20 protein-coding genes are annotated in these 22,213 nt (G+C 67.2%); 11 read left to right on the top strand and 9 right to left on the bottom strand.

The window, feature by feature from the left end; translation table 11 throughout:
* Positions 1 to 150: 150 nt before the first annotated feature.
* The gene (locus ACK4HL_RS06090) at positions 151 to 753 is read left to right on the top strand and encodes a DUF1989 domain-containing protein (RefSeq protein WP_409757222.1); all 603 of its coding nucleotides are present in this window, start codon (positions 151 to 153) and stop codon (positions 751 to 753) included.
* Here ACK4HL_RS06090 and ACK4HL_RS06085 read toward each other — a convergent pair.
* The 8 genes from ACK4HL_RS06085 to ACK4HL_RS06050 form a co-directional block, all read right to left on the bottom strand.
* Positions 735 to 3,122: a xanthine dehydrogenase family protein molybdopterin-binding subunit gene (locus tag ACK4HL_RS06085; RefSeq protein ID WP_409757220.1), complete on the bottom strand. Its 2,388-nt coding sequence runs from the start codon at positions 3,120 to 3,122 to the stop codon at positions 735 to 737. The two genes, ACK4HL_RS06090 and ACK4HL_RS06085, sit on opposite strands and share 19 nt — an antisense overlap.
* 59 nt (positions 3,123 to 3,181) lie before the next feature.
* The gene (locus ACK4HL_RS06080) at positions 3,182 to 4,009 is read right to left on the bottom strand and encodes a universal stress protein (RefSeq protein WP_409757218.1); all 828 of its coding nucleotides are present in this window, start codon (positions 4,007 to 4,009) and stop codon (positions 3,182 to 3,184) included.
* Positions 4,010 to 4,087: 78 nt separating this feature from the next.
* Entirely contained in the window at positions 4,088 to 4,870 is a 783-nt protein-coding gene (locus tag ACK4HL_RS06075) for a hypothetical protein (protein ID WP_409757216.1), read from the bottom strand.
* A 43-nt stretch (positions 4,871 to 4,913) separates the two neighbouring features.
* On the bottom strand, positions 4,914 to 6,581 hold the full coding sequence (locus tag ACK4HL_RS06070) for a thiamine pyrophosphate-binding protein (RefSeq protein ID WP_409757214.1): 1,668 nt from the start codon (positions 6,579 to 6,581) through the stop codon (positions 4,914 to 4,916).
* Positions 6,578 to 7,903, bottom strand: a complete 1,326-nt coding sequence (gene hisD, locus ACK4HL_RS06065) for a histidinol dehydrogenase (RefSeq protein WP_409757212.1) — start codon at positions 7,901 to 7,903, stop codon at positions 6,578 to 6,580. The genes ACK4HL_RS06070 and hisD overlap by 4 nt, the downstream gene beginning before the upstream one ends.
* Before the next feature lie 4 nt (positions 7,904 to 7,907).
* Positions 7,908 to 8,831 carry an allantoinase PuuE gene (puuE, locus tag ACK4HL_RS06060; protein ID WP_409757210.1) on the bottom strand — a complete coding sequence of 308 codons (924 nt, stop codon included), beginning with the start codon at positions 8,829 to 8,831 and terminating at the stop codon, positions 7,908 to 7,910.
* A gap of 6 nt (positions 8,832 to 8,837) precedes the next feature.
* Complete coding sequence (locus tag ACK4HL_RS06055) at positions 8,838 to 9,494, bottom strand: TerC family protein (protein ID WP_409757208.1); 657 nt, start codon at positions 9,492 to 9,494, stop codon at positions 8,838 to 8,840.
* Positions 9,495 to 9,573: 79 nt separating this feature from the next.
* Positions 9,574 to 10,401, bottom strand: a complete 828-nt coding sequence (locus tag ACK4HL_RS06050; protein WP_409757206.1) for a phosphogluconate dehydrogenase C-terminal domain-containing protein — start codon at positions 10,399 to 10,401, stop codon at positions 9,574 to 9,576.
* A gap of 97 nt (positions 10,402 to 10,498) precedes the next feature.
* Between ACK4HL_RS06050 and ACK4HL_RS06045 the strand changes: the two genes are divergently transcribed.
* From ACK4HL_RS06045 to otnC, 9 genes are all read left to right on the top strand, one after another.
* Positions 10,499 to 11,269, top strand: a complete 771-nt coding sequence (locus tag ACK4HL_RS06045) for an HpcH/HpaI aldolase family protein (protein WP_409757204.1) — start codon at positions 10,499 to 10,501, stop codon at positions 11,267 to 11,269.
* Positions 11,266 to 12,309 carry an NAD(P)-dependent oxidoreductase gene (locus tag ACK4HL_RS06040; RefSeq protein WP_409757202.1) on the top strand — a complete coding sequence of 348 codons (1,044 nt, stop codon included), beginning with the start codon at positions 11,266 to 11,268 and terminating at the stop codon, positions 12,307 to 12,309. Before ACK4HL_RS06045 ends, ACK4HL_RS06040 begins: the two co-directional genes overlap by 4 nt.
* A gap of 74 nt (positions 12,310 to 12,383) precedes the next feature.
* On the top strand, positions 12,384 to 13,838 hold the full coding sequence (locus tag ACK4HL_RS06035) for an extracellular solute-binding protein (protein ID WP_409757200.1): 1,455 nt from the start codon (positions 12,384 to 12,386) through the stop codon (positions 13,836 to 13,838).
* 157 nt (positions 13,839 to 13,995) lie between these two features.
* The gene (locus tag ACK4HL_RS06030; protein ID WP_409757198.1) at positions 13,996 to 14,880 is read left to right on the top strand and encodes a carbohydrate ABC transporter permease; all 885 of its coding nucleotides are present in this window, start codon (positions 13,996 to 13,998) and stop codon (positions 14,878 to 14,880) included.
* On the top strand, positions 14,877 to 15,719 hold the full coding sequence (locus tag ACK4HL_RS06025) for a carbohydrate ABC transporter permease (protein ID WP_409757196.1): 843 nt from the start codon (positions 14,877 to 14,879) through the stop codon (positions 15,717 to 15,719). Before ACK4HL_RS06030 ends, ACK4HL_RS06025 begins: the two co-directional genes overlap by 4 nt.
* Before the next feature lie 2 nt (positions 15,720 to 15,721).
* Positions 15,722 to 16,795 carry an ABC transporter ATP-binding protein gene (locus ACK4HL_RS06020; RefSeq protein WP_409757194.1) on the top strand — a complete coding sequence of 358 codons (1,074 nt, stop codon included), beginning with the start codon at positions 15,722 to 15,724 and terminating at the stop codon, positions 16,793 to 16,795.
* A gap of 19 nt (positions 16,796 to 16,814) precedes the next feature.
* Positions 16,815 to 18,779, top strand: coding sequence for a hypothetical protein (locus ACK4HL_RS06015; RefSeq protein ID WP_409757192.1), 1,965 nt, complete (start codon positions 16,815 to 16,817; stop codon positions 18,777 to 18,779).
* 3 nt (positions 18,780 to 18,782) lie between these two features.
* Positions 18,783 to 20,042: a 3-oxo-tetronate kinase gene (otnK, locus tag ACK4HL_RS06010; protein WP_409757190.1), complete on the top strand. Its 1,260-nt coding sequence runs from the start codon at positions 18,783 to 18,785 to the stop codon at positions 20,040 to 20,042.
* Positions 20,039 to 20,677, top strand: coding sequence for a 3-oxo-tetronate 4-phosphate decarboxylase (gene otnC, locus ACK4HL_RS06005; protein WP_409757188.1), 639 nt, complete (start codon positions 20,039 to 20,041; stop codon positions 20,675 to 20,677). The genes otnK and otnC overlap by 4 nt, the downstream gene beginning before the upstream one ends.
* Positions 20,678 to 20,680: 3 nt before the next feature.
* Here the strand turns inward: otnC and ACK4HL_RS06000 are convergent, their stop codons facing one another.
* Positions 20,681 to 21,457, bottom strand: coding sequence for an SDR family NAD(P)-dependent oxidoreductase (locus tag ACK4HL_RS06000; protein WP_409757186.1), 777 nt, complete (start codon positions 21,455 to 21,457; stop codon positions 20,681 to 20,683).
* Between the two features lie 150 nt (positions 21,458 to 21,607).
* Here ACK4HL_RS06000 and ACK4HL_RS05995 point away from each other — a divergent pair.
* The coding region (locus tag ACK4HL_RS05995) for an alanine racemase (RefSeq protein WP_409757184.1) at positions 21,608 to 22,213 on the top strand (606 nt) is incomplete at its 3' end.

Genomic DNA, 22,213 nt, shown 5'->3' with positions numbered 1-22,213 from the left:
CTAGCCCTTTGCGGCGGAGGCGCAATGCCGCGGCCCTTCATCCGCCCTGCCCTTCCCTGCATGAGGCGCAAGCGCTTTCCGCACTTGACGGCTGCACCTCCTCCGCCCGAGCATCCACCGCAATCACAGCGGCGATCGGAGGATTTCGCGATGGCGGAGAGGAAGACACTGAAGGGCGGGGCCGGGGTGGCGATGGAGATGCGCGCCGGCCAGCAGCTCACCATCGTCAACACCCACGGCAAGCAGGTCGTGGATTGCTGGGCCTTCAAGGCAGGCGATCCATCCGAGTTCATGTCCATGCCGCATTGCCGGAACGCCTGGTTCAGGTTGGCGCCGCGGGTGGGCGATTCGCTCGTCACCAACCTTCGCAATCCGATTCTCACGCTGACCGAGGACACTTCGCCCGGCGTGCACGACACGCTGGTGCCGAGCTGCGACGAGAAGCGCTACCGCCAGCTCGGGCATGAGAACCACGCGAGCTGCACGGGCAATTTCAACATGGCGCTGCGGGCCATCGGCATCGAACCGCCGCCGATCCTGCCGGCCATCAACCTGTTCATGAACGTGCCAGTGATGACCAACGGCATGATCGGCATCACCTCGCCGGTGAGCAAGCCGGGCGACAAGGTGACGTTCCGCGTGGACATGGACAGCGTCGTCATCCTCTCCGCCTGCCCGCATGACATCAAGCCCCTGATGCTCAACGGGCCGGATTGCACGCCGCGCGACGTGGACTACATCGTCGAAGGTTGAGCGGACGGCGCCGCCGCGGCCTTGCGCGCCTTCTCGATGGCGGACCAGACGCGGAAGGGTGTCGCAGGCATCGCAATGTCGGTCACGCCCAGCGGCCGCAGCGCGTCCATCACCGCGTTGACGAAGGCGGCCGGGACGCCGACCGTGCCCGACTCGGCGCAGCCCTTGACGCCGAGGGGGTTGCGGGAAGTGGGCACGCCATGCGTGAGGGTGCCGAAGGACACGAGGTTCGCGGCGCGCGGCATGGCGTAGTCCATGAAGGAGCCGGTGAGCGGCTGGCCGCTGTCGGGATCATGCGCCACCTGTTCCAGCATGGCCTGGCCCAGGCCCTGCGCCAGGCCGCCATGGATCTGGCCTTCGACAACCACGGGATCGATGACGTTGCCGACATCGTCCACCGCCGTGACGGCGATGAGTTCCACCGCCCCCGTTTCCGGATCGACCTCCACCTCGACGACGTGGCAGCCGCCCGGAAAGGTCCAGCCCGGCGGCTCGACGAAGGCGGTCTCGTCGAGCCCGGGGCTGACACGCCCGGCGAGCGCCTGCGGCAGGCGGTAGCAGGCGCGCGCCACCTCGGCGAAGGGGAGTGCCCGGTCCGTGCCGCGCACCGCGAGGCGGCCCTTTTCGAAGACGATGTCCTCGGCCTGGACTTCGAGCAGTTCGCCCGCCACCTCGCGCATCTTCTCGCCGATCCGCCCGACGCTCGTCACGATGGCGGCACCGGCCAGGGCGAGCGAGCGCGAGGCGAAGGTGCCACGGCCCACCGGCACCCTGTCCGTATCGCCCTGGACGAACTGCACCTGCGCGGGGTCGAGACCCAGCCGCTCCGCCACGAGGCGCGGAAACACCGTCTCGTGCGACTGGCCATGGCTGTGGGTTCCCACCGAGACGATGACCCCGCCCGAAGGGATGACATGCACCCGCGCCGCCTCGTAGCTGCCGCCCGCTGCCCCCTGCGCCGCGACCATGTGGGAGGGGCTGCCGCCTGCGATCTCCAGATAGGCGGAGAGGCCGATACCACGATGCCTGCCCCGCGCAAGGGCCGCATGGCGGCGCTCCGGAAAATCCTTCCAGCGCGACGCGGCGAGGGCGCGCTCAAGAAGTGCCGGGTGATCGCCGCAGTCGATCGACAGACCGAGCGCCGTGTCTGCCGGATAGTCAGCGGGCGTGAGGAAGTTGCGACGGCGGATTTCGTCGGGGGCAAGCCCCAGCCGGTGCGCCGCCTCGTCCATCAGGCGCTCGATGACGAAGCTCGCTTCCGGCCGGCCAGCGCCCCGATAAGCATCCACCGGCGTGGTGTTGGTGAAGGCCAGCTTCACCTCGGCATGCGCCGCCGGAACGCGGTAGGCGCCGGTGAGCAGTGGCGCGTAATACCAGGTGGGGATCGCCGGGGCAGCAAGCGAGAGATACGCGCCGACATTGGCAAGGGTGGAGACGCGGAGCGCCACGATCCGCCCCTCGCCATCGAGGCCGAGCCGCGCCGTCGTCCAATGGTCGCGGGCCTGGGTGTCGGCCAGGAAGGCTTCGCTCCGGCTCGCCGTCCAGCGTACCGGGCGTTTCGCCTGCAAGGCCAGGAGGGAGGCGAGCACGTCCTCGGGGTACAGCGCCATCTTGCCGCCGAAGCCGCCGCCCACGTCCGGCGAGACGACGCGGATCGCTGCCTCCTCCATGTGCAGAACCCGGGCCAGCAAACCGCGGACGGAATGCGGCACCTGGGTGGCGGTGTAGAGGGTGAGGCCGCCCGCCGCGCCTGGCTCGGCCAACACGGCGCGCGGCTCCATCGGGCAGACCGCGACGCGGTTGTTGGAAAGCTCGATCTCCACCACATGGGCGGCGGCGCGCATCGCCTCCGCCGTCCGCGCGGCATCGCCGAGGTCGAAATCGAGGCAAAGGTTGCCGGAGCTCGACTCGGGGTGAATGGCAGGCGCAGAAGCCGCCAGCGCGCGTCTGCCTTCGCAAACTGCGGGGAGCTCCTCGAAGTCGACCTCGATGAGCGCGAGCGCGGCGCGGGCCGCGGCCGGGCTTTCCGCGGCAACGGCGGCGATGGCCTCGCCGCAATATCTCGCCCTGCTTTCAGCCAGCACCGGCCAGGGCGGCGCCAGCATGCGCGCGCCGTTCCGGCCCGGGGGGTTCCAGGCGGTGGGGAGCGTGCCGAGCCCCGCTTCGCGAATGTCCTCGCCGGTGATCACGGCCTTGACGCCGGGCACGGCGGCGGCCGCGGCGATGTCGAGCCGCGCGATACGGGCGTGCGCCAGGGGCGAGCGGAACACCGCCATGTGCAGCGCGCCCGCGCTCCTCAGGTCGGAGACATAGCGGCCCGCCCCCGTGATGAAGCGGACGTCCTCCCGGCGTGCCGATTTCCCAGCCATCGGCGCCACTCGTAGCGCGCCTCCCACGGGGGGACAAGCAATGCCTGCCGGAGCGTGGTCTAGTGCCCGGTGAGCACCGGCACCGTCATGTGCCTGAGAACGTGGCGGGTGGCGCCGCCCAGCACATATTCCGAGAACCAGGAGCGGCCATAGGCGCCCATCACGATCATGCCGCAGCCGAGTGCCCCGGCGCGCTCCAGGAGATGCTTGCCGACCTCGGCGGAGCCGACGTCGCTCTTCTCTTCCACCACCTCGGCGACATGCCGCCTGAGCCCGTCAGCCACGCGGAGCGGCGGAACCCGGCTTCCGGCGCGCAGAGGCAGCCGCAATTCGCCCGAGCAGACCGTCACCTTCCTGGCCCGCTCGATGAACGGCAGGGCGCCCTGCAGCGCCGAGGCCGCGATGTGGCTTCCGTTCCACGCGAGGAGAATGTGGTCCGGAGAGGGATCGAACTGGCCATGGCTCGGCACGATGAGCACTGGACGGCCGGCGCTCAGCGCCGTCTCCTCGGCGGCGTCGAAGCCGAGCTCGTCGAGTCCGGGCTGGCGCTGTTCGATGATCGTCAGGTCATGGAGACGGGCTGCCCAGGGCATGATCTCGCCGGCAGCACCTTCGGCGGTGGTGAACACACCCTCGACACCAGCGGCGGCGCAAGCCTTCGCGAAACGGGCCTCCAGCATGCGCGCCGCTTCCGCATCCCGGGCGGCCTGGTCAACGAGGGTCTTGCCCGCATTCACGGCAAGGTTCCGCAGCACCACCACTTCGTGAAAGGTCGCGAGACCCCGCAGCCGGGCAGAGAAGGCCTTGGCGGTCCCGATTGCATAGTCGACGTGGGGAGACCAGTCCTCGTGGGATTTCAGGTGGACGAGAATGTCGCGAATGCTCACGTGCGGTGCTCCTTTGCCCTCCAAGGTGAGGCGATGAGCGCACGGAGTAAACTTAACAATGATTAATCGGAAACCTGCTCAGTACATGGACTTGATGTCGGCCAGCTCGCGGGCGAGGCCGGTCTCGTCACGGCGCTCGAGGAATTCAGCGATGGCCGGCAAGCGGGGGCCGATCAGCGCGCCGGTCACCGAGAAGAACTCGTCCTCGTCGATGGTTTCGGCGGGGCGGCCCTCCTCGGCGAACATCAGCGCCACGCAGGCGATGGCATAGACCGCCACGTTCGGCTCCACCTGGGAGAAGAAACGGTTGCGCTCCGAAACGGCACCGATCCGCGCCACCGGCCCCTGCTCCACCAGCGCGATGAGAATGCGGGCCATCATCTCGTTTTCCGAGGCGGCCTCCTCCGCCCCTGCGGCAAGGCTGCGGCGGGCGGCATCCACCCGGTGCTCGAGGATGAGCCAGGGCGGTGCCGAATAACGCCCGGCGATATGAATGGCGGCGCGGAAGAAGTAGGCATTGAAGGTGGGGTTGTGGGTGAGGCTGTTCTCGCGGATGTCGCGTGCCACCTCGTGCATGAGGCCGGGGGTGAAGGGTGAAGGCAGGTTCCGCCAGCTCGGCAGGAAGAGCGCGATCGAGACGTTGGCCCCCCAGCTCATCAGCCCGTCGACGATGCGGGCACCCTTCGCCACGATGCGGGAGAGGAATGGCACGCGCTCCGGCTCGCCCTTGCCGAAGCGGTCGGCGTTGGTCAGGTCGCGCACGTAGAACTGGGCGGCCCGGAGCCCGTCGCGGACACCCGCGGCGGCGCAGACGGCATGGGCGGCGAAGGGGATGCTGACGGTTCGCGAAGCAATCGACATGGCCGGCATTTGACCCCGGGATGTCCGCCGCCGTCAAGTTTTCCTATTTGCGCAGGGCGGCGTTGCGAATGTCGGTCAGGCTGCGCGCCGGGGTGATCGCCTCCGGGTCGATCAGGCAATGGATGATCGCCGGCTTGCCGCTCTGCCGGGCCCGCTCCAGAGCGCCCGCGAACTCCTCCGTCCTCAGCACCGTTTCGCCATGGCCGCCATAGGCACGGGCCAGGGCGGCGAAATCCGGGTTGACCAGCGACGTGGCCGAGACGCGGCCCGGATATTCGCGCTCCTGGTGCATGCGGATCGTGCCATACATGCCGTTGTCGACGACCACCACGACGATGGGGAGGCGATACTGCACGGCGGTGGCGAATTCCTGGCCGTTCATCATGAAGCAGCCATCGCCCGCGAAGGCCATCACCGCGCGCTCCGGCTGGAGCGCCTTGGCGGCGACCGCGGCCGGGACGCCATAGCCCATCGAGCCCGAGGTGGGCGCAAGCTGCGAGGCATAGCTGCGGAAGGGCCAGAAGCGGTGCACCCAGGTGGCGTAGTTCCCGGCGCCGTTGCAGTAGACGGTGTCGGCCGGCATCACCTCCACGAGATGGGCCATCACCTCGGACATCTGCACCTCGCCCGCGGTGCGGATCTTTGAAGGGTCGCTCCAGCCGCGATAGTCGGCATGCGCCGCCTCGGCACTTCCGCTCCAGCGCACGGCGTTAGGCTTCGGCAGAGCCGCCGCCGCTTCCGCGAAGGCGTGCGGCGTGGCGAGGATGCCGAGCCCGGCGCGATAGACCTTGTTCAGCTCCTCGGGACCCGGATGGACGTGGACGAGCTTCGATCCGTCTCCCGGAATGTCGAGCAGCGTGTAGCTCTGGGAGGGCATTTCGGAGAGCCGGCCGCCCACCAGCAGCACGAGGTCGGCATTCTTCACGCGCGCGAGGAGCTTCGGGTTGGGGCCGATGCCGAGGTCGCCCGCGAAGTTGGGGTGATCGGCCGGAAACAGCATCTGGCGCCGGAAGGTGACGGCGACGGGAAGATCGAAATTCTCGGCGAAGCGCACGAGATCGTTGACCCCCTGCTCGCTCCAGCCGGAACCGCCGGCGAGCAGGATTGGCCTCTCGGCGGCGAGGAGCCGCCGCTGCAGCGCTTCCAAGTCGGCTGCACCGGGCCGCATCACGGCTGGCGCGAAGGGCAGCGCATCCGGCACGTCGGCCGTCTCGGTCAGCATGTCCTCGGGCAGCGCCACCACGACGGGGCCGGGGCGGCCTTGCGTGGCCACGTGGAAGGCGCGGCTGACGAGCTCGGGGATGCGCTCGGCGCGGTCGATCTCGACGACCCACTTCGCCATGGCCCCGAAGACGGCCTTGTAATCGACCTCCTGGAAGGCCTCGCGCTCCTTCATGTCGCGCGCCACCTGGCCCACGAACATGATGAGCGGCGTCGAGTCCTGCTGGGCCACGTGAATGCCGGGCGAGGCATTGGTGGCACCAGGCCCGCGCGTGACCATGACGATGCCGGGCCTTCCCGTCATCTTGCCCACGGCCTCGGCCATGAAGGCGGCGCCTCCCTCCTGGCGGCAGACGATGGTGCTGATCGATGCGTCATGCAGCGCGTCGAGCACGGCGAGGTAGCTCTCGCCCGGCACGCAGAAGACATGGCTCGTGCCATGCACCTTCAGCTGGTCAACGAGGATCTGGCCTCCGGTGCGGCTGGTCATGCGTTTTTCCTCAGGAGGCGGGCCCGCGTTTCGGACACGGCATTGGCATGCCCGTCGAAACCCTCGTAGCGGGCAATCACCTCGGCGTGGCGTGCGAGCTCAGGGTAGCCCTTGCCCGTGACATAGGCCACCGAGGTGCGCTTCATGAAATCATAGACGGTGAGCGGCGAGCCGGTCCTCGCCCAGCCGCTCGTCGGCAGCACGTGGTTCACGCCGATCACGAAGTTGCCGAGAGTGGGCGGCGTGTGGCGGCCGAGCAGGATCTCGCCCGCGTGCTGGAGGCGGCCCAGATACTGGAAGGGTTCCTCGGAGTGGACGCCCAGATGCTCCGGCGCATAGTCGTTGCAGAAGGCGATCGCCTCCTCTTCGTCGCGCGCCAGCACGATGCCGCCCATGGGCCCGCCGAGCACGGCGGAGGAATAACTGACGCGCTGCTCGCCCATCTGCGCCCAGAACTCAGGTATCGCGGCCACCGCATCCTCCGCCACCTTGCGGCTCCAGGTGACGAGGAAGGCGGAAGAATCCGGCCCGTGCTCGGACTCGATGATGAGGTCGAGGCCGGCGAGGCGGCCGTCCGCCGTGTCGTCCGCCAGAACGATCAGTTCGCTGGGGCCAGCGGGCGTGCCGGTGTCGATCACATGCGAGAGGAGGCGTTTGGCGGCTCCGACCCAGGGGCTTCCCGGGCCAACGACCTTGGCGCATTTCGGCACCGTCTGCGTGCCGTAGGCCACGGCGGCGATGCCCTGCGCGCCGCCGGCCTTGAACACCTTCCCGACGCCCGCCATGCGCGCGGCGACGAGCGTCGCGTCGTCGACCTGCCCGTCCGGACCCGGCGGCGTGATGATGGCGATCTCCTTCACGCCGGCCACGGCGGCGGGGATCGAGGCCATCATGACGGAAGACGGAAACGCTCCCTTGCCCCGCGGCACGTAGCAGGCAACGCTGGGGATGGGTGTGGTCCTGTCGCCTGCGAACACGCCGGGGCGGATCTCGTGGAACCACATCTCCTCGGGCTTCTGATCCTCGTGGAACCTGCGGATCGAACCCGCCATGAAGGAGAGCGCCTCCTTCACCTTCGGATCGAGCGTCTTCTCGGCGCGGGCGAAATCGGCTTCGGTGGCGGCGATGGTGTTCCTCTCGACGGGCGCCTTGTCGAACTGGCGGGCGAAGCGGGCCAAGGCCTCGTCACCCTCCTCGCGAACGGCCGCGATGATGGGCTTCACCTTCTCCTCGTATTGCGAGAGGTCGGCCTCGGTGCGCTTCAGGAGCGCATCGCGCTCCTCGCGCGTCATCCGGGAGAGATCGTGGAAACTGATGGTCATGGTGTCATCCGCTGGAGGGCGTGCCGCCGAAGGTTTCGTGCCAGTGCCGGGCGATGTCGATGCGGCGCGGGATCCACACCTTGTCGTGCGACAGCACGTAATCGATGAATTTGGCCAGTCCCAAGGCGCGGCCGGGCCTGCCCGCCAGGCGGCAGTGGAGCCCCACCGACATCATCTTCGGGCTGCCGCGGCGTCCCTCTTCATAGAGGCAGTCGAAGCTGTCCTTGAGGTATTGGTAGAAGTGCTCGCCGGTGTTGAAGCCCTGCGGCGTGGCGAAGCGCATGTCGTTGGCGTCGAGCGTATAGGGAATGACCAGGTGCCGGCCGCCACCGGGCCTCGGCAGGAAGTACGGAAGATCGTCGGAGTAATCGTCGGAGGAATAGAGGAAGCCGCCCTCTTCCATGACGAGGCGCGTGGTGTTCATGGAGCAGCGCCCGGTGTACCAGCCGAGCGGCCGCTCACCGGTGACATCCGCGTGGATGCGGATCGCCTCGGCGATCTGGCGGCGCTCCTCCTCTTCCGGCATGTCCTTGTGCTCGACCCACTTGAGGCCGTGGCTGGCGATTTCCCAGCCCGCTTCCTTCATGGCCTCGACCTGATCGGGCGAGCGCATCAGCGCATGGGCGACGCCATAGATGGTGAGCGGAACCTGCCTGCCGGTGAACATGCGCCACAGGCGCCAGAAGCCGGCGCGCGCGCCATATTCATAGATCGATTCCATGTTCCAGTGGCGCTGCCCCGGCCAGGCCTGGGCGCCGACGATCTCCGAAAGGAAGGCTTCCGAGGCGGCATCGCCGTGGAGGATGTTGTTCTCGCCTCCCTCTTCGTAGTTCAGCACGAACTGCACGGCGACGTGCGCGCCGCCCGGCCAGCGCGGATCCGGGATCGCCCGGCCATAGCCCTTCATGTCGCGCGGGTACCGGTTCATCTCGGTTCAGGTCACGGCCGGATAGAGCTCGAGAATGCCGCGGTAGATCATGTCCAGCGCGACATAGAGAATGATCGCGAGGCCCACATAGGCGATCCAGCGGTGGTTCTGGAGGAGCCGCGCGATGAAGGAGGCAGCGAGGCCCATCAGCGCGATCGACAGCACGAGGCCGATGACCAGAACGGCCGGATGCTCGCGCGCCGCACCCGCGACGGCGAGCACGTTGTCGAGCGACATGGAAACGTCCGCCACGATGATCTGCCAGGCAGCCTGGCGGAAGGTCTTGCGGCATACCGGCGCGCCGATGGTGCCATCGGCGTTGATGTCCTCGCCGGTCACCGCCTCGACACCTTCCTGCTGGTGGCCGTCGCGCAGTTCGCGCCACATCTTCCAGCTCACCCAGAGGAGCAGGATGCCGCCGACGAGGATCAGGCCCAGGATCTGCAGGAGCTGGGTGGTGACGCTGGCGAAGGCGATGCGGAGCACCGTCGCCGCCAGGATACCCACGAGGATGGCCTTGTTGCGCTGTTCCTTGGGAAGGCCGGAGGCCGCAAGGCCGATGACGACGGCATTGTCGCCTGCCAGCACGAGGTCGATCATGATGACCTGACCCAGCGCCCAGAGCGCCTCACCCGTCAGCATCGACTCCAGTATTTCCAGCATCCGCATCTCCCGAACTGGCGGCTTTCAGCACCAACGGTGCCGAAAGCGCAAGGGTTTCCTTCGGGAGAGGGCCATGCCCTCAGGTGATGCGGCGAATCGAGGCGGCGATCTCCTCCGGCTCGAAAACCCGCTTCCAGTCCTTCCGCATCAGCATGGGCTTGCCGAACTGGATGGCCTTGTTGCAGGCATCCGAGAAGACGCCGGGCTGTTCCTTGAAAATCACCGCGCCCAGGATGTTCATGTGTCCGAGCAGGAAGTCGCGCGCCGCCTCCTGGGGCACGCCGCGGGCCACCACCTCATCCATCGCCTCGCGCATCACGTCGAGGAGCGAGGCGACGACCGTCTCGGAGAGGCCCGGTTCGAGCAGCGCCATCTGCTCCACCGTGACCCGGTGCGAGCGCATGACGGGGGCCCAGATCGTGCGCGCCACCTCCTCGCCCAGCGCATAATGCTCTTCCGGCCCCTGCATCAGGGCGTTCACGATGTGCTGCTTCGCCGCGATGCCGCCGAAACGGTCCTTCTTCGCTTGCGGGTCGGTCTCGTCGTTGAAGATCGGCGGGTGGCAGGGATGGGTCACGAAATAGGTGAGGTCCGGCCTTTCCGGCAGGTGTCCCGCGAAGGGGGCTGCGGCATCGAGCACCACGACAATGGTGCCGGGCCTCAGGAGATGCTGAATCGCGCCTGCCACCGTGCCGATCGCCGTATCCGGAACGGCGAGCACCACCACTTCGGCGCCGGCGACCGCCTGCTCGGGCGGAACGCATTCCACACCGAAATCCTGCGCCAGCCGCGCCCGGCCCGCCTCGCTCACCTCGACATGCCGCACGGTGAAGCGCGAGCCCCTCAGATTGCGCGAAAGCCGATGTCCCATCTTGCCGCCGGCACCGAAGAGAGCGATTGACGTCATCCAGAAAACCTCGGATAGTTTTCAGGTCTGATTACATGCTACTGGTATGACAAGTCAATGAGTGAAGCCCGGAACAACCGGGCTGTCGGGAGGATCGATGCGGCTCAAGGACCTGATGCGCTCGAAGGAGCTGAAGCTCGGCAATTTCGTCGTCGAGTTCGCGACGCCGGGCATCGGTCACATCCTCAAGGCGGCCGGGCTCGACTTCGTGTTCTTCGACATGGAGCATTCGGGCTTCTCCTTCGAGACGATGAAGAGCGCCATCCGCTATTTCGAGGCGGCGGACGTCGCGGTGATCGTCCGCGTGCCCGCGCTCGAGAACGACATGCTGGCCCGCGCCTCGGACATGGGAGCCGAGGGCCTGATCGCGCCGATGATCTCGACCGCCGCGCAGGCGCAGGCCATGGTCGACTCGGTCAAGTACCATCCGCTGGGCAAGCGCGGCGTGGGCCTGCAAATGGCGCATGACAACTACCGCATCCAGCCGGTGGCCGAGGCGCTGGCCGCCGCCAACGCGCGCACCGCCGTCATTTGCCTCATCGAAACGGCGGAGGGAGCGGAGAACGTCGATGCCATCGCCGCCGTCAAGGGTGTCGACGGGCTCTGGGTCGGGCACTTCGATCTTTCGGTGTCGCTCGGGATACCGGGCGAGTTCACCCATCCGAAGTTCACCGCCGCCATGGAGCGCATCATCGCGGCGGCGAAGAAACATGGCCGCTCGCTTGGCCGGCTCGTGCCCAACGTCGAGCAGGGCATCGCCTTCCACCGGCAGGGTTTCGACTTCATCTGCTATTCGGGCGATATCTGGGTGCTGCGGGACGGGCTCGCGGCCGCGAGCAAGGCGATCCGCGAGGGGGTGAAGGCATGAGCCCGTTCCGCGTTGCCCTTTCGGGCGATTTCAGGAAGGCCGACGGCACGCCCACCTTCCCCGATTTCGACCTCACGCCGCTCCGCGAGGCGAAGAACGTCGAGATGGCCTTTCTCGACAATGCCTCGCCGCTGCGGCCGGAGCAGCTCGAGGAGTTCGACGCGCTGATCCTGCTGGCCCACCGCTTCGACGCCACGAGCGTTCCGGTGAGCGGGAGGCTCGCGGTGGTGGCGCGCTTCGGCGTCGGCTACGACACGGTCGACGTTCCCGCCTGCACGGCAAACGACATCGCGCTCGTCATCACGCCCGACGGGGTGCGGCGGCCGGTGGCCGTGTCGATCATCACCTTCATGCTGGCGCTGACCGGCAAGCTGATGGTGAAGGACAGCCTGGCCCGCATGGGCGCCCCCGGCTTCGCGGCGCGGGGCGAGCACATGGGGGTGGGCCTCGTCGGCAAGACGCTGGGTTCGCTGGGCGTCGGCAACATCGGCGCCGAGATGTTCCGGCTGGCGAAGCCCTTCGACATGAACTTCATCGCGCATGATCCCTATGCCGACAAGGCGGTGGCAGCCGAACTCGGCATCGCGCTCGTCTCCATCGAGGAGCTCTTCGCGCGCGCCGACATCCTGACCGTCAACTGTCCGCTGACGCCGGAAACCCATCACATCGTCAATGCCGAAAGACTGGCGCTGATGAAGCCGACGGCCTATCTCATCAACACCGCGCGCGGACCCATCGTCGACCAGAAGGCGCTGACCAGGGTGCTGCAGGAGAACAGGATCGCCGGAGCCGGGCTCGACGTGTTCGAGCAGGAACCGACCGATCCCGACGATCCGCTCCTCAAGCTCGACAACATCATCGCGGCGCCGCATGCGCTGTGCTGGACGGACCAGTGCTTCGCCGGCAACGGCGCGGCGGACGTCAGGGCGGTGCTCGACGTGATGAAGGGCCAGGTGCCGCGCGGCGTGGTGAACCGCGAGGTGCTTGACAGACCGAATTTCAAGGCGAAGCTCAAGGGCTACGCCGAGCGTTTCGGGTGACAAGGAATTCCCCCGGAACAGGGGGAAACGAATGGCTGCCTCATGCCGCCGTTCATGCAAATGGGAGGAAGGACATGGTTACAAGACGCGACATCGGCAAGATCGGCATCGCCGCCGGGATTGCCGGCACGGCGCTGACGGCCCGCCAGGCCGCCGCGGCCGATGCGGCCCAGACGGCGGTGGATGCCGCCAAGCAGTTCAGCGGGCAGACGATCTCGATCGTGTGGGAGGCAGGCCTCCAGGCGCTCGACCCGCTGAACTTCTCCGGCCCCAAGTGGAAGGAGCTCACCGGCATCGACGTCAAGGTGGTGGAAGTGGCCACCGCCGAGATGTTCACCAAGATCATGCAGGACTACAAGTCCGGTGCCGGAGCCTATGACGCCTTGAACGTCATCCCCGCCTGGATGCCCGACCTCGCCAATGCCGGGGCCCTCGAAGTGCTCGATCCCTTCGTCGACAAGTACGGCTTCCGCGAGGAGCTGCAGAAGATCGCGCCGACCTATCGCGACAACCAGATGATGGTGGACGGCAAGATCTATGGCCTGCCCGACGACGGCGACGTCTTCGTCATGTACTACCGCAAGGACATCTTCGAGGATGCCGCGGTGAAGGAGGCCTTCAAGGCCAAGACCGGAAAGGACCTCGCCGTTCCCACGACCTGGGCCGACTTCGACGTGACGGGCGCTGCGCTGAGCGAGATCCTCAAGGACAAGAACATGTACGGCGCCGGATTCTTCCGCCAGCCGCCCTACACCATGTTCATGTTCCAGGAGCGCTTCCGCAACGAAGGCGGCAAGTTCTTCGATGCGGAGACGATGAAGGCCACGATCAACTCCGATATCGGCGTCAAGGTGCTGACCGAGATGCGCGAGGAGAACAAGTGGATGCCGCCCGGCGTGGAGCAGTGGGGCTTCGTCGAAAACCTCGCAGCCTTCCTGCAGGGCCAGACGGCGATGACCATCTCCTGGCCTCCCTATGGCCGCTGGGCCGCGGGCTATGGCACCGACCAGGAGGTGCTGAGCTGGGTTCCGAAATCCACGATCGCCGGAAAGGTGGGCTATGCCATGCCGCCCGGCGGACATCCGCAGCTCGCCGCCGGATTCTGCCTGTCGGTCGCCTCCGGCTCCAAGAACAAGGAGGCCGCCTACCTGTTCATCCAGTGGCTGAACAGCGAGGCCGTGTCGCTCGAGCGCGTGCAGCTTCCCTACGCCTTGCGCGACCCGTTCCGCGATTCGCACTTCACCAGCCCCGACTATCTCGCCAAGTGGCCGGATGCGAAGGACTACCTGAAGGCCCTGCAGGACGGCGCCAACAACGGTCTCCTCGACCTGTCGCTTCTGCAGACCGACAAGTACGAGGAAGTGCTGCGCCAGATGATCTCCAAGCTGTGGGCGGGCGAGGACCCGAAGGCGATCGCCGATGCGGCTGCCGCCGAGTGGGACGCCATCACCGAGAAGATCGGCGTCGACAAGCAGAAGGCGGTCTATGCCAGCTGGGCCTCGAAGTCCGGCGCCTATCCGAAGATGTAGCAATCCTCCCGTCCTCGGCTCTTCCTCCCTCCCCCTCGCGGGGAGGGATCGAGGGTGGGGGTCCGCGGCGTTCACCGGTCGAGGCCGTGACCGCGAGCCCCCCACCCCTGCCCCTCCCCACGAGGGGAGGGGAACGTAAACAGACGCAAAGCACCTCATGCCAGCCCTCGCCGCCCGCCACCCCGACCCGAACTTCAAATACTGGCTCATCGCGCCCGCGGTGTTCCTGCTGCTGGCCGTGGGGCTGTTTCCACTGATCTACTCGCTCCTCGTCTCCTTCATGCGCATCGACATGATGGACACCGACACCTCCTTCGCAGGGCTCTACAATTACAAGCAGCTGTTCAAGGATGCGCGGCTCTGGCAGTCGCTGCTGCACACGCTTCTCATCACGGCGATCGCGCTGCCGCTGGAGCTTCTGCTCGGCCTCGCCATGGCCTATCTCTTCCTCGACAAGATGCCGGGCCGGCAGATCTTCGTGGCGCTCCTCGTGCTGCCCACAATCATTTCGCCCATCGTGGCGGGTGCCACCTGGCGGCTCCTGCTCGACAACCAGTACGGCCCGATCAACCAGATCCTCGGCTGGTTCGCGGGCGAACGCGTGAACCTGCTCTGGACGATCAGCCCGAACCTCGTCTACCCCGCCATCATCTTCTGCGAGGTGTGGCAGTGGACGCCGTTCATGTTCCTGATCCTGCTTGCCGCCCTCTCCAACGTCGACAAGTCGCAGACGGAGGCCGCGGAGATCGACGGCGCCTCCTTCTACCGCACCTTCCGCTACATCGTGCTGCCCGCCATCTGGCCGGTCATGGCGATCGCCATCCTGATCCGCGGCCTTGACCTGTTCCGCATCTTCGACATCATCTGGGCGCTCACCATGGGCGGGCCCGGCACCATGACGGAGACGATCTCGATCTACACCTACACGCAGGGCTTCAAGCAGTTCGAGACGAGCTACACGGCGGCCATCGCCTTCCTCGTCATCCTCCTTCTCACGGTGGTCGTAACATGGGCCATCCGCCGCATGGGTCTCGCCAAATGAGCACCGCCCTCCCCTTCCACCGCAGGCCCTCGGCGCGGCTCGCCTTCCGCTACCTGCTCGCCGTGGCCCTCACGATCGTCTTCGTCTTCCCGGTCTACTGGCTGTTCATCATCTCCTTCAAGACGCCGGACGAGATCTTCGCCTTTCCCCCGGTGTGGTATCCGCAGTCCCTGCAGCTCGCGAACTACCAGGTGCTGTTCAAGGACGGCGACGCGGCGACGGTTGGCAACAGCCTGATCCTCGCGTCCGTCTCGACCTTCTTCGCCATGATCCTGGGCACCATCGCCGCCTACAGCCTCGTGCGCTTCAAGACGGGCGGCGAGAACCTCGCGGTGTGGATCATCTCGCAGCGCATGATGCCGCCGGTGGCCATCGTCTTCCCCCTGTTCCTGCTCTATGTCTGGCTCGGCTGGGTCGACAGCTATGTGGGCCTGATCGTGCTCTACACGGCCTTCTCGCTGCCCTATGTCATCTGGATGATGCGCGGCTACATCGAGGACATTCCGCTGGAGCTCGAGGAGTCGGCCCTCGTCGACGGCTGCACGCGCTGGGAGATCCTGTGGAAGGTGGTTCTCCCGATGGCGCGTTCCGGCCTCTTCGCCACGGCCGTCTTCACCTTCATCTTCGCCTGGAACGACTTCCTCTTCGCGCTGGTGCTGACGCGCACCGAGGTGACGACCTACACGGTGCAGGTCACGCATTATTTCGGCGGGCAGTCCAATTTCTGGGCCAAGATCGCCGCCATGTCGGTGCTGGGCACCATTCCCGTCTTCTTCACCGTCGCCGTCATGCAGCGCTACCTGGTGCGCGGCATCTCGATGGGCGCAGTCAAGGGCTAGCCATGTCGGACCTCAAGATCACCGGCCTCCACAAGCACTACGGCGCCTTCCATGCCGTGAAGGGAATCGACCTCGACGTGGCGGCGGGCGAGTTCACGGTGCTGGTGGGACCATCGGGCTGCGGCAAGTCCACACTTCTCCGCACCATCGCCGGGCTTGAGGAGGCGAGTTCCGGCAGGATCGAGATCGGCGGGCAGGACGTGACCTGGGCGCGCCCGCGCGACCGCAACATCGCCATGGTGTTCCAGAACTACGCGCTCTACCCCTATCTCAACGTGAAGGACAACATCGCCTTCGGCCTCCGGGCGCGGAAGTTCGCCGAGGCCGAAGTCGAGAAGAGGGTGAAGCGCGCCGCGGAGATGCTGGGGATCGCGCATCTCCTCCAGCGCTTCCCGCGCGAACTCTCGGGCGGGCAGCGCCAGCGCGTCGCCATCGGCCGTGCCATCGTCCGCGATGCGATACTCTATCTGTTCGATGAACCGCTTTCCAACCTCGATGCGCAGCTCCGTGACGACATGCGCGTCGAGATCAAGCGGCTGCACCAGGAACTCGGCCGCACCATGGTCTACGTGACGCATGACCAGATCGAGGCGATGACGCTCGCCGACCGCATCGTTCTGCTGCGCGACGGGCTGATCGAGCAGCAGGGCTCTCCGCTCGATCTCTTCGAGCGGCCGAGCACGCGTTTCGTGGCGGGCTTCCTCGGGAGCCCCAAGATGAATTTCATCCCGGCGACATCGTCCGCCTCGGGCGTGCGGCTCGCCGACGGCACGGAGCTGCCGCTGCCGGGCCGCCCCGGCCTCACGCCCGGCCAGGCGGTGATCCTCGGCATCCGCCCGCAGTACATCTCGATGGCGGGGGCAGCACTCGGCCCAGGGCATGTGCGCGTGCCCGTCACCATCGAACTCGTGCAGCCCACGGGATCGCGCGTGCAGGCGACGATGCCGCTGGGTGGCACCTCGATCGTCGCCGAGCTCTCCGCGCATGACGTTTCGCGCCCCGGCGAGAAGACGGAGATTGACATCGACATGACGCGTGCGGTCATCATCGATCCCGCAACCGAAAAGGTCATCTGAAGTCACTGGGAGGCAGACCATGGCGAAGAGCGCCCTCACCCGCGCGATCAAGCTCACCGGAACCGACGTGCCGGAACCGAAGCGGCGCATCCTCGAGGCCGGACCGATCACCGCCATGTTCGACAACGGCGCGCTGCGCTACATCCGCTACAGGGGAGCGGAAGTCCTGCGCGGCGTCGCCTATCTGGTGCGCGACAAGGACTGGGGCACCTATGCGCCGGCGATCGAGAACCTGAAGATTCGCCAGGGCAAGAACGGTTTCACCGTCAGCTACACGGCGACCGCGCGGGACAAGCAGCAGGCCATCCGCTACGACGCCACGATCGAGGCCGACGCCGCGGGGCGGCTGACGTTCTCCGCCGCCGGCATGCCGCTCACCGACTTCCTGACGAACCGGACGGGCTTCGTGGTGCTGTACCCGCTGGTGGGGGTCGTGGGCGAGCCCGTCGAGATCGTCCAAACCGACGGCAAGAAGCGGAAATCGCGCTTTCCCAAGGTGATCAGCCCGGGCCAGCCCGTCTTCGAGATCCGCTCTCTCAAGCATACGGTGGTGCCAGGCGTCACTGCCACGGTGCTGATGGAGGGCAACAAGTTCGAGATGGAGGACCACCGCAACTGGATGGACGCCTCCTACAAGACCTATGTGTGCTCGCTGCTCGACCCCTGGCCCTACACGCTGAAGAAGGGCGAGGCCTTCACGCAGTCCGTCACCGTCACGGTGGAAGGGAAGCCCGCGGCGCGGAAAGCGGCGAAAGCAGGAGCTGCGGTGAGCATCGAGGTCGGCGGCGCCAAGGGCCGTATCCCCGCCATAGGCGTCGGCGTGCCGATGGCGGAGGCCGCGCACGCACTGGAGAAGGCGGAACTCGTCGCCGCCATGCACCCGGCCCATCTCGTCTGCCAGATCGACGGGCGGAACGGGGGCCAGGCCGAGGCCGCGGCCGCCTTCCGCGAGCTCCGCGAGCGCACCGACGCGCTTTCGACGCTTGAGATCGTGCTCCCCGCCAAGGTCCCGGCGAAAGAGGAAGTGAACGCCATTGCCGGCGCTCTCCGCGCCGCCGACTTCAGGCCGGACGCCGTCGTGGTCACGCAGATGCACGACCTCAAGTCCTTCCAGCCCAACACGCCGCGCCCCTGGGGACCCAGCTACGAGGAGATGGCGGAAGCGGTGCGCGAGGCGCTGCCCGGCGTGCCGGTGGGCGGCGGCATGCTCTCCTATTTCACCGAGCTCAACCGCAAGCCTGTGCCCCCCGGCCTCTTCGATTTCGTCACGCACAGCGTATGCCCCATCGTCCATGCGGCGGACGACATCTCGGTGATGGAGACACTCGAAGCGCTGCCCTCCATCATCGCCTCCACCCGCAACATGATCGGCAAGACGCCCTATCATCTCGGCCCCTCCTCGATCCCCTGCCGCGACAACCCTTACGGCGCGGCGGTGGCGAAGAACCCGGGGAACGGCCGGGTCTGCCTCTCCGACATGGACCCGCGCCAGCGCGGCCTCTTCGCGGCGGCCTGGAACGTCGGTCTCCTCGCCGCCCTTGCGAAGGGCGGGCTTAACAGCGTGGCGCTCGGCGCCGTCACCGGGCCGCAGGGCGTGATCTACCGGAAGGCGGATCATGCCCAGCCCTGGTTCGACGGCGCAAAGGCCGCAGTCTATCCGGCCTATCACGTGCTGGCAGGCCTCGCTCCCGCCAGCGGCAACAGGAGGCTCGAGGCCGTGTCGAGTGCGGGCTCCACCGTCGCCGCGCTGGCTCACCAGTCGAAGTCGGGAAAAGAGCTGTGGCTTGCCAACCTCTCGGCAGAGCCGCAGAAGGTGAAGGTCTCGGGGCTTTCCGGTGCGGCCGAACTGCATCGCCTGTCGGACGGGAATTTCGTGGCGCTGGCGACGAAGCCGGATTTCCTGTCGCGGCCCGGCGAGACGGTGAAGAAGCTTTCAGGGCTTGAGCTCGGGCCTTATGGTGTCGTCCGCATCAAGACGGGCTGACACATGATTCTGGGCTGCATCGCCGACGACTTCACCGGCGCCACCGACCTCGCCAACACGCTGACGCGCCGCGGCATGCACACGGTGCAGACGATCGGAATTCCGAAGGGCGGAGCCCCGGAAGCGGACGCCGTTGTGGTGGCGCTGAAGTCGCGCACCATTCCGGCGGCGGAAGCGGTGGCGCAGTCGCTTGCCGCCTGCCGCTGGCTCAAGGCGAACGGCGCAAGGCAGATCTTCTTCAAATACTGCTCCACCTTCGATTCCACGGACGAGGGAAACATCGGGCCCGTGGCGGATGCGCTGCTCGACGAGTTGCAGTCCGGCTTCACCATCGCCTGCCCCGCCTTCCCGGAGAATGGCCGCACCATCTACATGGGCCATCTTTTCGTGGGGGGAGACCTCCTCTCCGATTCCACGATGCGCAACCACCCGCTCACGCCCATGCGCGATTCGAACCTCGTGCGGGTGCTGGGGCGCCAGACGAAACACAGGGTGGGGCTCGTGCCCTACAGGGCCGTGCGGCTTGGCGCGCCGGCCATCGCCGAAGCTTATGCGAAGCTCGAGGCGGAGGGCGTGCGCCACGCCATCGTGGATGCGCTCGAGGACAGGGACCTCGAGAACATCGGAGCCGCCTCCTCCGCCCTGCCGCTCATCACCGGGGGCTCGGGCGTGGCGATCGGGCTTCCGGACAGCTACCGCCTGGCGAGGCTCATCCGCAGGCGCGAGGGTGCGGCAGCGCTCACGAAGGCGGGCGGACCGGGCGTGGTGCTGTCGGGCTCCTGCTCGGCGGCAACGCTGGCCCAGGTGGAGCGTTTCGCCGCGAAGCATCCGGCGATGGCGATCGACCCTGCCGCACTCGCCGCCGATCCTGAGAAGACGGTTTCCGACCTGCTCCGCTGGGCGGCTGAGAAGCTGAAGACCGGCCCCGCCCTGATCTATGCCTCGGCGCCGCCGGAGAAGGTGTCCGCCATCCAGGCCCAGTTCGGCCGCGAGAAGGCGGGCGAGATGATCGAGCATGCCATCGCCAGGCTGGCGGGCGGGCTGGCCTCGGCGGGGGTGCGCCGCTTCGTCATCGCGGGCGGCGAGACCTCCGGGGCCGTGGTCTCGGCGCTCGGCGTCGAGGCCCTGGAAATCGGGCCGCAAATCGCACCCGGCGTCCCGGCCTGCCTCTCCTATGGCACGCCGCGCTACGCGCTGGCGCTGAAATCGGGCAATTTCGGCGGACCCGACTTCTTCGGCGAGGCCCTGGAGGCGCTGAAATGATCGAAGCCAAGGCGCGCGAATTCATCTGCGAGATGGCTCGCTCGATGTTCGAGCGGCGCCTCACCTTCGGCAGTTCCGGCAACATCTCGATGCGGATCGCCGACGGCTGGCTGATGACGCCGACGGGCTCCTCCCTCGGCCGGCTCGACCCCGCGCGGCTTTCGAAGCTGGACGAGCACGGGCGGCTGGTCGATGGCGACGACCCCACGAAGGAGAGTTTCCTGCACCTCGCCATGTACCGCGAGCGGGCGAAGGCCGGGGCGGTGGTGCATCTCCACTCCACCCATTCGGTGGCCGTCTCCTGCCTCGACGGCATCGACCATGCGGACGTGCTGCCGCCGATAACCGCCTATTACGTGATGCGGGTGGGCAAGCTGCCGCTCATTCCCTATTACGCGCCGGGCGACAAGGCGCTGGGCGAGGCGGTGGGCAGGGCCGCGGCCAATCACAACGCGGTGCTGCTCGCCAACCATGGCCCGGTGGTGGCGGGAACCAGCCTCTCGGCCGCGGTCGATGCCATCGAGGAGCTGGAGGAGACGGCGAGGCTCTACCTCCTCCTCCACGGCAAGGCCACGCGCTATCTCACGGCCGAGCAGATCGGCGACCTGAAGCGGCGCTTCCCGCCGCCCGGCTGAGTCCTACCAGCTGCAATAGCCGCCATCCGCCAGCACGATCGAGCCGGTCATCAGGCTTGCCGCGTCGGAGGCGAGGAACTGCACCACGGAGGCGATCTCGTCCGGCTGGCCGACGCGGGCCATCGGCGTCATCTCGATCCAGGTCTTCAGCATATCGGGATGCTCCTTCATGCCGAAAGCGGTGAGCGGCGTCTCGATGTAGGTGGGCGCCACCGCGTTGACGCGAACGCCGCGCGTGGCCCATTCCACGGCGAGCGAACGCGTGAGGTGGTGCACGGCGGCCTTCGACGCGTTGTAGAAGGCCTGCGGCTGCGGCTTGTTGACGATATAGCCCGACATCGAGCCGATGTTCACGATCGAGCCCCTGCCCGCCGCCAGCATCTGCCGGCCGAAGGCGCGGCAGCACCAGAACACGGCGTCGAGATTGATGTCCATGTGCATGCGCCAGTGATCGTCGGCGGTGTCTTCCGCCCTGACGTTGGACTTGGCGATCCCGGCATTGTTGACGAGAACCGATGCCGGACCGTGCGCGGACTCGATTTCGGCCGCCACCCGGTCCACGTCGGCGGAGTTGGTGACGTCGAGCACCTTGCCATAGGCCGTGATGCCGAGGCCCTTGAGCTCGTTCAGCGTGTTCCCGACCCGGTCCTGCAGGATGTCGGCCACGATCACGATGGCGCCCGCCTCGCCGAGTGCCCGCGCGCAGGCGGCCCCGATGCCCTGCCCCGCACCCGTGACCACCGCCACGCGGCCGTCGAGCCGCAGCTTTTCCAGATACATTCCCATCTCCCCTTCCCGCTTCGGGCGGAGTCTAGCCAAGGGTTCCGGCAGCGGCAATGCACAACCACACGGCTGTCATGCGATCCGCGGCATTCGCACCGGAAGGGACCCGGTGCTAGACTTGGGCAATCACAAGCGGAGTCCCCCTCCATGGACATTCTGAACCATTTCGCGTTCGAGGACGCAGGCCGCCGCCTCGAGGAGCTCGAAACACCGGTTCCCGTCATCGACATCGACGTGGTGGAACGCAACCTTCGGCGCTGGCAGGCGCGCTGTGATGCGCTGGGGCTTGCCAACCGGCCGCACATCAAGACGCACAAGCTGGTGCCGCTGGCGAAGGCGCAGGTGGACCTCGGCGCCAGGGGAATCACCGTGCAGAAACTGGGCGAGGCCGAGGTGATGGCGGAAGCCGGCATCTCCGACATGCTGCTCACCTTCAACGTGGTGGGCGGCCACAAGCTTCATCGGCTGGCGGATCTTGCCCGGCGCACCGCCATCAAGGTGGTGGCGGACAACGAGGAGGTGCTCGAGGGCCTTTCCCAGGCGGCCCGGAATGCTGGGCGAGACATCGCGGTGCTGGTCGAATGCGACACCGGTGCGGCGCGGAACGGCGTGCAGAGCCCGGAGGCGGCGATCCGGCTCGCGCAGGCCATCGACCGCATGCCGGGCCTCGTCTTCGGCGGGCTCATGACGCTGCCGAATAACGGCGCGCGCGGCAGGATGGCGGATTTTTTGGATGCCGCGCGCGAGGGCCTG

This window comes from Aestuariivirga sp. (genome assembly GCF_046294715.1).
Classification (GTDB): domain Bacteria; phylum Pseudomonadota; class Alphaproteobacteria; order Rhizobiales; family Aestuariivirgaceae; genus Aestuariivirga.
Note: the sequence above shows the minus strand (reverse complement) of the source record. Positions and strands in the feature narration are given on the sequence as shown.

Coding starts and splice junctions, on each gene's coding strand:
- ACK4HL_RS06085 (WP_409757220.1), bottom strand. CDS start 3,122: ATGGCTGGGAAATCGGCACGCCGGGAGGACGTCCGCTTCATCACGGGG.
- hisD (WP_409757212.1), bottom strand. CDS start 7,903: ATGACCATCAGTTTCCACGATCTCTCCCGGATGACGCGCGAGGAGCGC.
- ACK4HL_RS06045 (WP_409757204.1), top strand. CDS start 10,499: ATGCGGCTCAAGGACCTGATGCGCTCGAAGGAGCTGAAGCTCGGCAAT.
- ACK4HL_RS06025 (WP_409757196.1), top strand. CDS start 14,877: ATGAGCACCGCCCTCCCCTTCCACCGCAGGCCCTCGGCGCGGCTCGCC.
- puuE (WP_409757210.1), bottom strand. CDS start 8,831: ATGAACCGGTACCCGCGCGACATGAAGGGCTATGGCCGGGCGATCCCG.
- ACK4HL_RS06050 (WP_409757206.1), bottom strand. CDS start 10,401: ATGACGTCAATCGCTCTCTTCGGTGCCGGCGGCAAGATGGGACATCGG.
- ACK4HL_RS06020 (WP_409757194.1), top strand. CDS start 15,722: ATGTCGGACCTCAAGATCACCGGCCTCCACAAGCACTACGGCGCCTTC.
- ACK4HL_RS06030 (WP_409757198.1), top strand. CDS start 13,996: ATGCCAGCCCTCGCCGCCCGCCACCCCGACCCGAACTTCAAATACTGG.
- ACK4HL_RS06055 (WP_409757208.1), bottom strand. CDS start 9,494: ATGCTGGAAATACTGGAGTCGATGCTGACGGGTGAGGCGCTCTGGGCG.
- ACK4HL_RS06090 (WP_409757222.1), top strand. CDS start 151: ATGGCGGAGAGGAAGACACTGAAGGGCGGGGCCGGGGTGGCGATGGAG.
- ACK4HL_RS06075 (WP_409757216.1), bottom strand. CDS start 4,870: ATGTCGATTGCTTCGCGAACCGTCAGCATCCCCTTCGCCGCCCATGCC.
- ACK4HL_RS06000 (WP_409757186.1), bottom strand. CDS start 21,457: ATGTATCTGGAAAAGCTGCGGCTCGACGGCCGCGTGGCGGTGGTCACG.
- otnK (WP_409757190.1), top strand. CDS start 18,783: ATGATTCTGGGCTGCATCGCCGACGACTTCACCGGCGCCACCGACCTC.
- ACK4HL_RS06015 (WP_409757192.1), top strand. CDS start 16,815: ATGGCGAAGAGCGCCCTCACCCGCGCGATCAAGCTCACCGGAACCGAC.
- ACK4HL_RS06040 (WP_409757202.1), top strand. CDS start 11,266: ATGAGCCCGTTCCGCGTTGCCCTTTCGGGCGATTTCAGGAAGGCCGAC.
- otnC (WP_409757188.1), top strand. CDS start 20,039: ATGATCGAAGCCAAGGCGCGCGAATTCATCTGCGAGATGGCTCGCTCG.
- ACK4HL_RS06035 (WP_409757200.1), top strand. CDS start 12,384: ATGGTTACAAGACGCGACATCGGCAAGATCGGCATCGCCGCCGGGATT.
- ACK4HL_RS06070 (WP_409757214.1), bottom strand. CDS start 6,581: ATGACCAGCCGCACCGGAGGCCAGATCCTCGTTGACCAGCTGAAGGTG.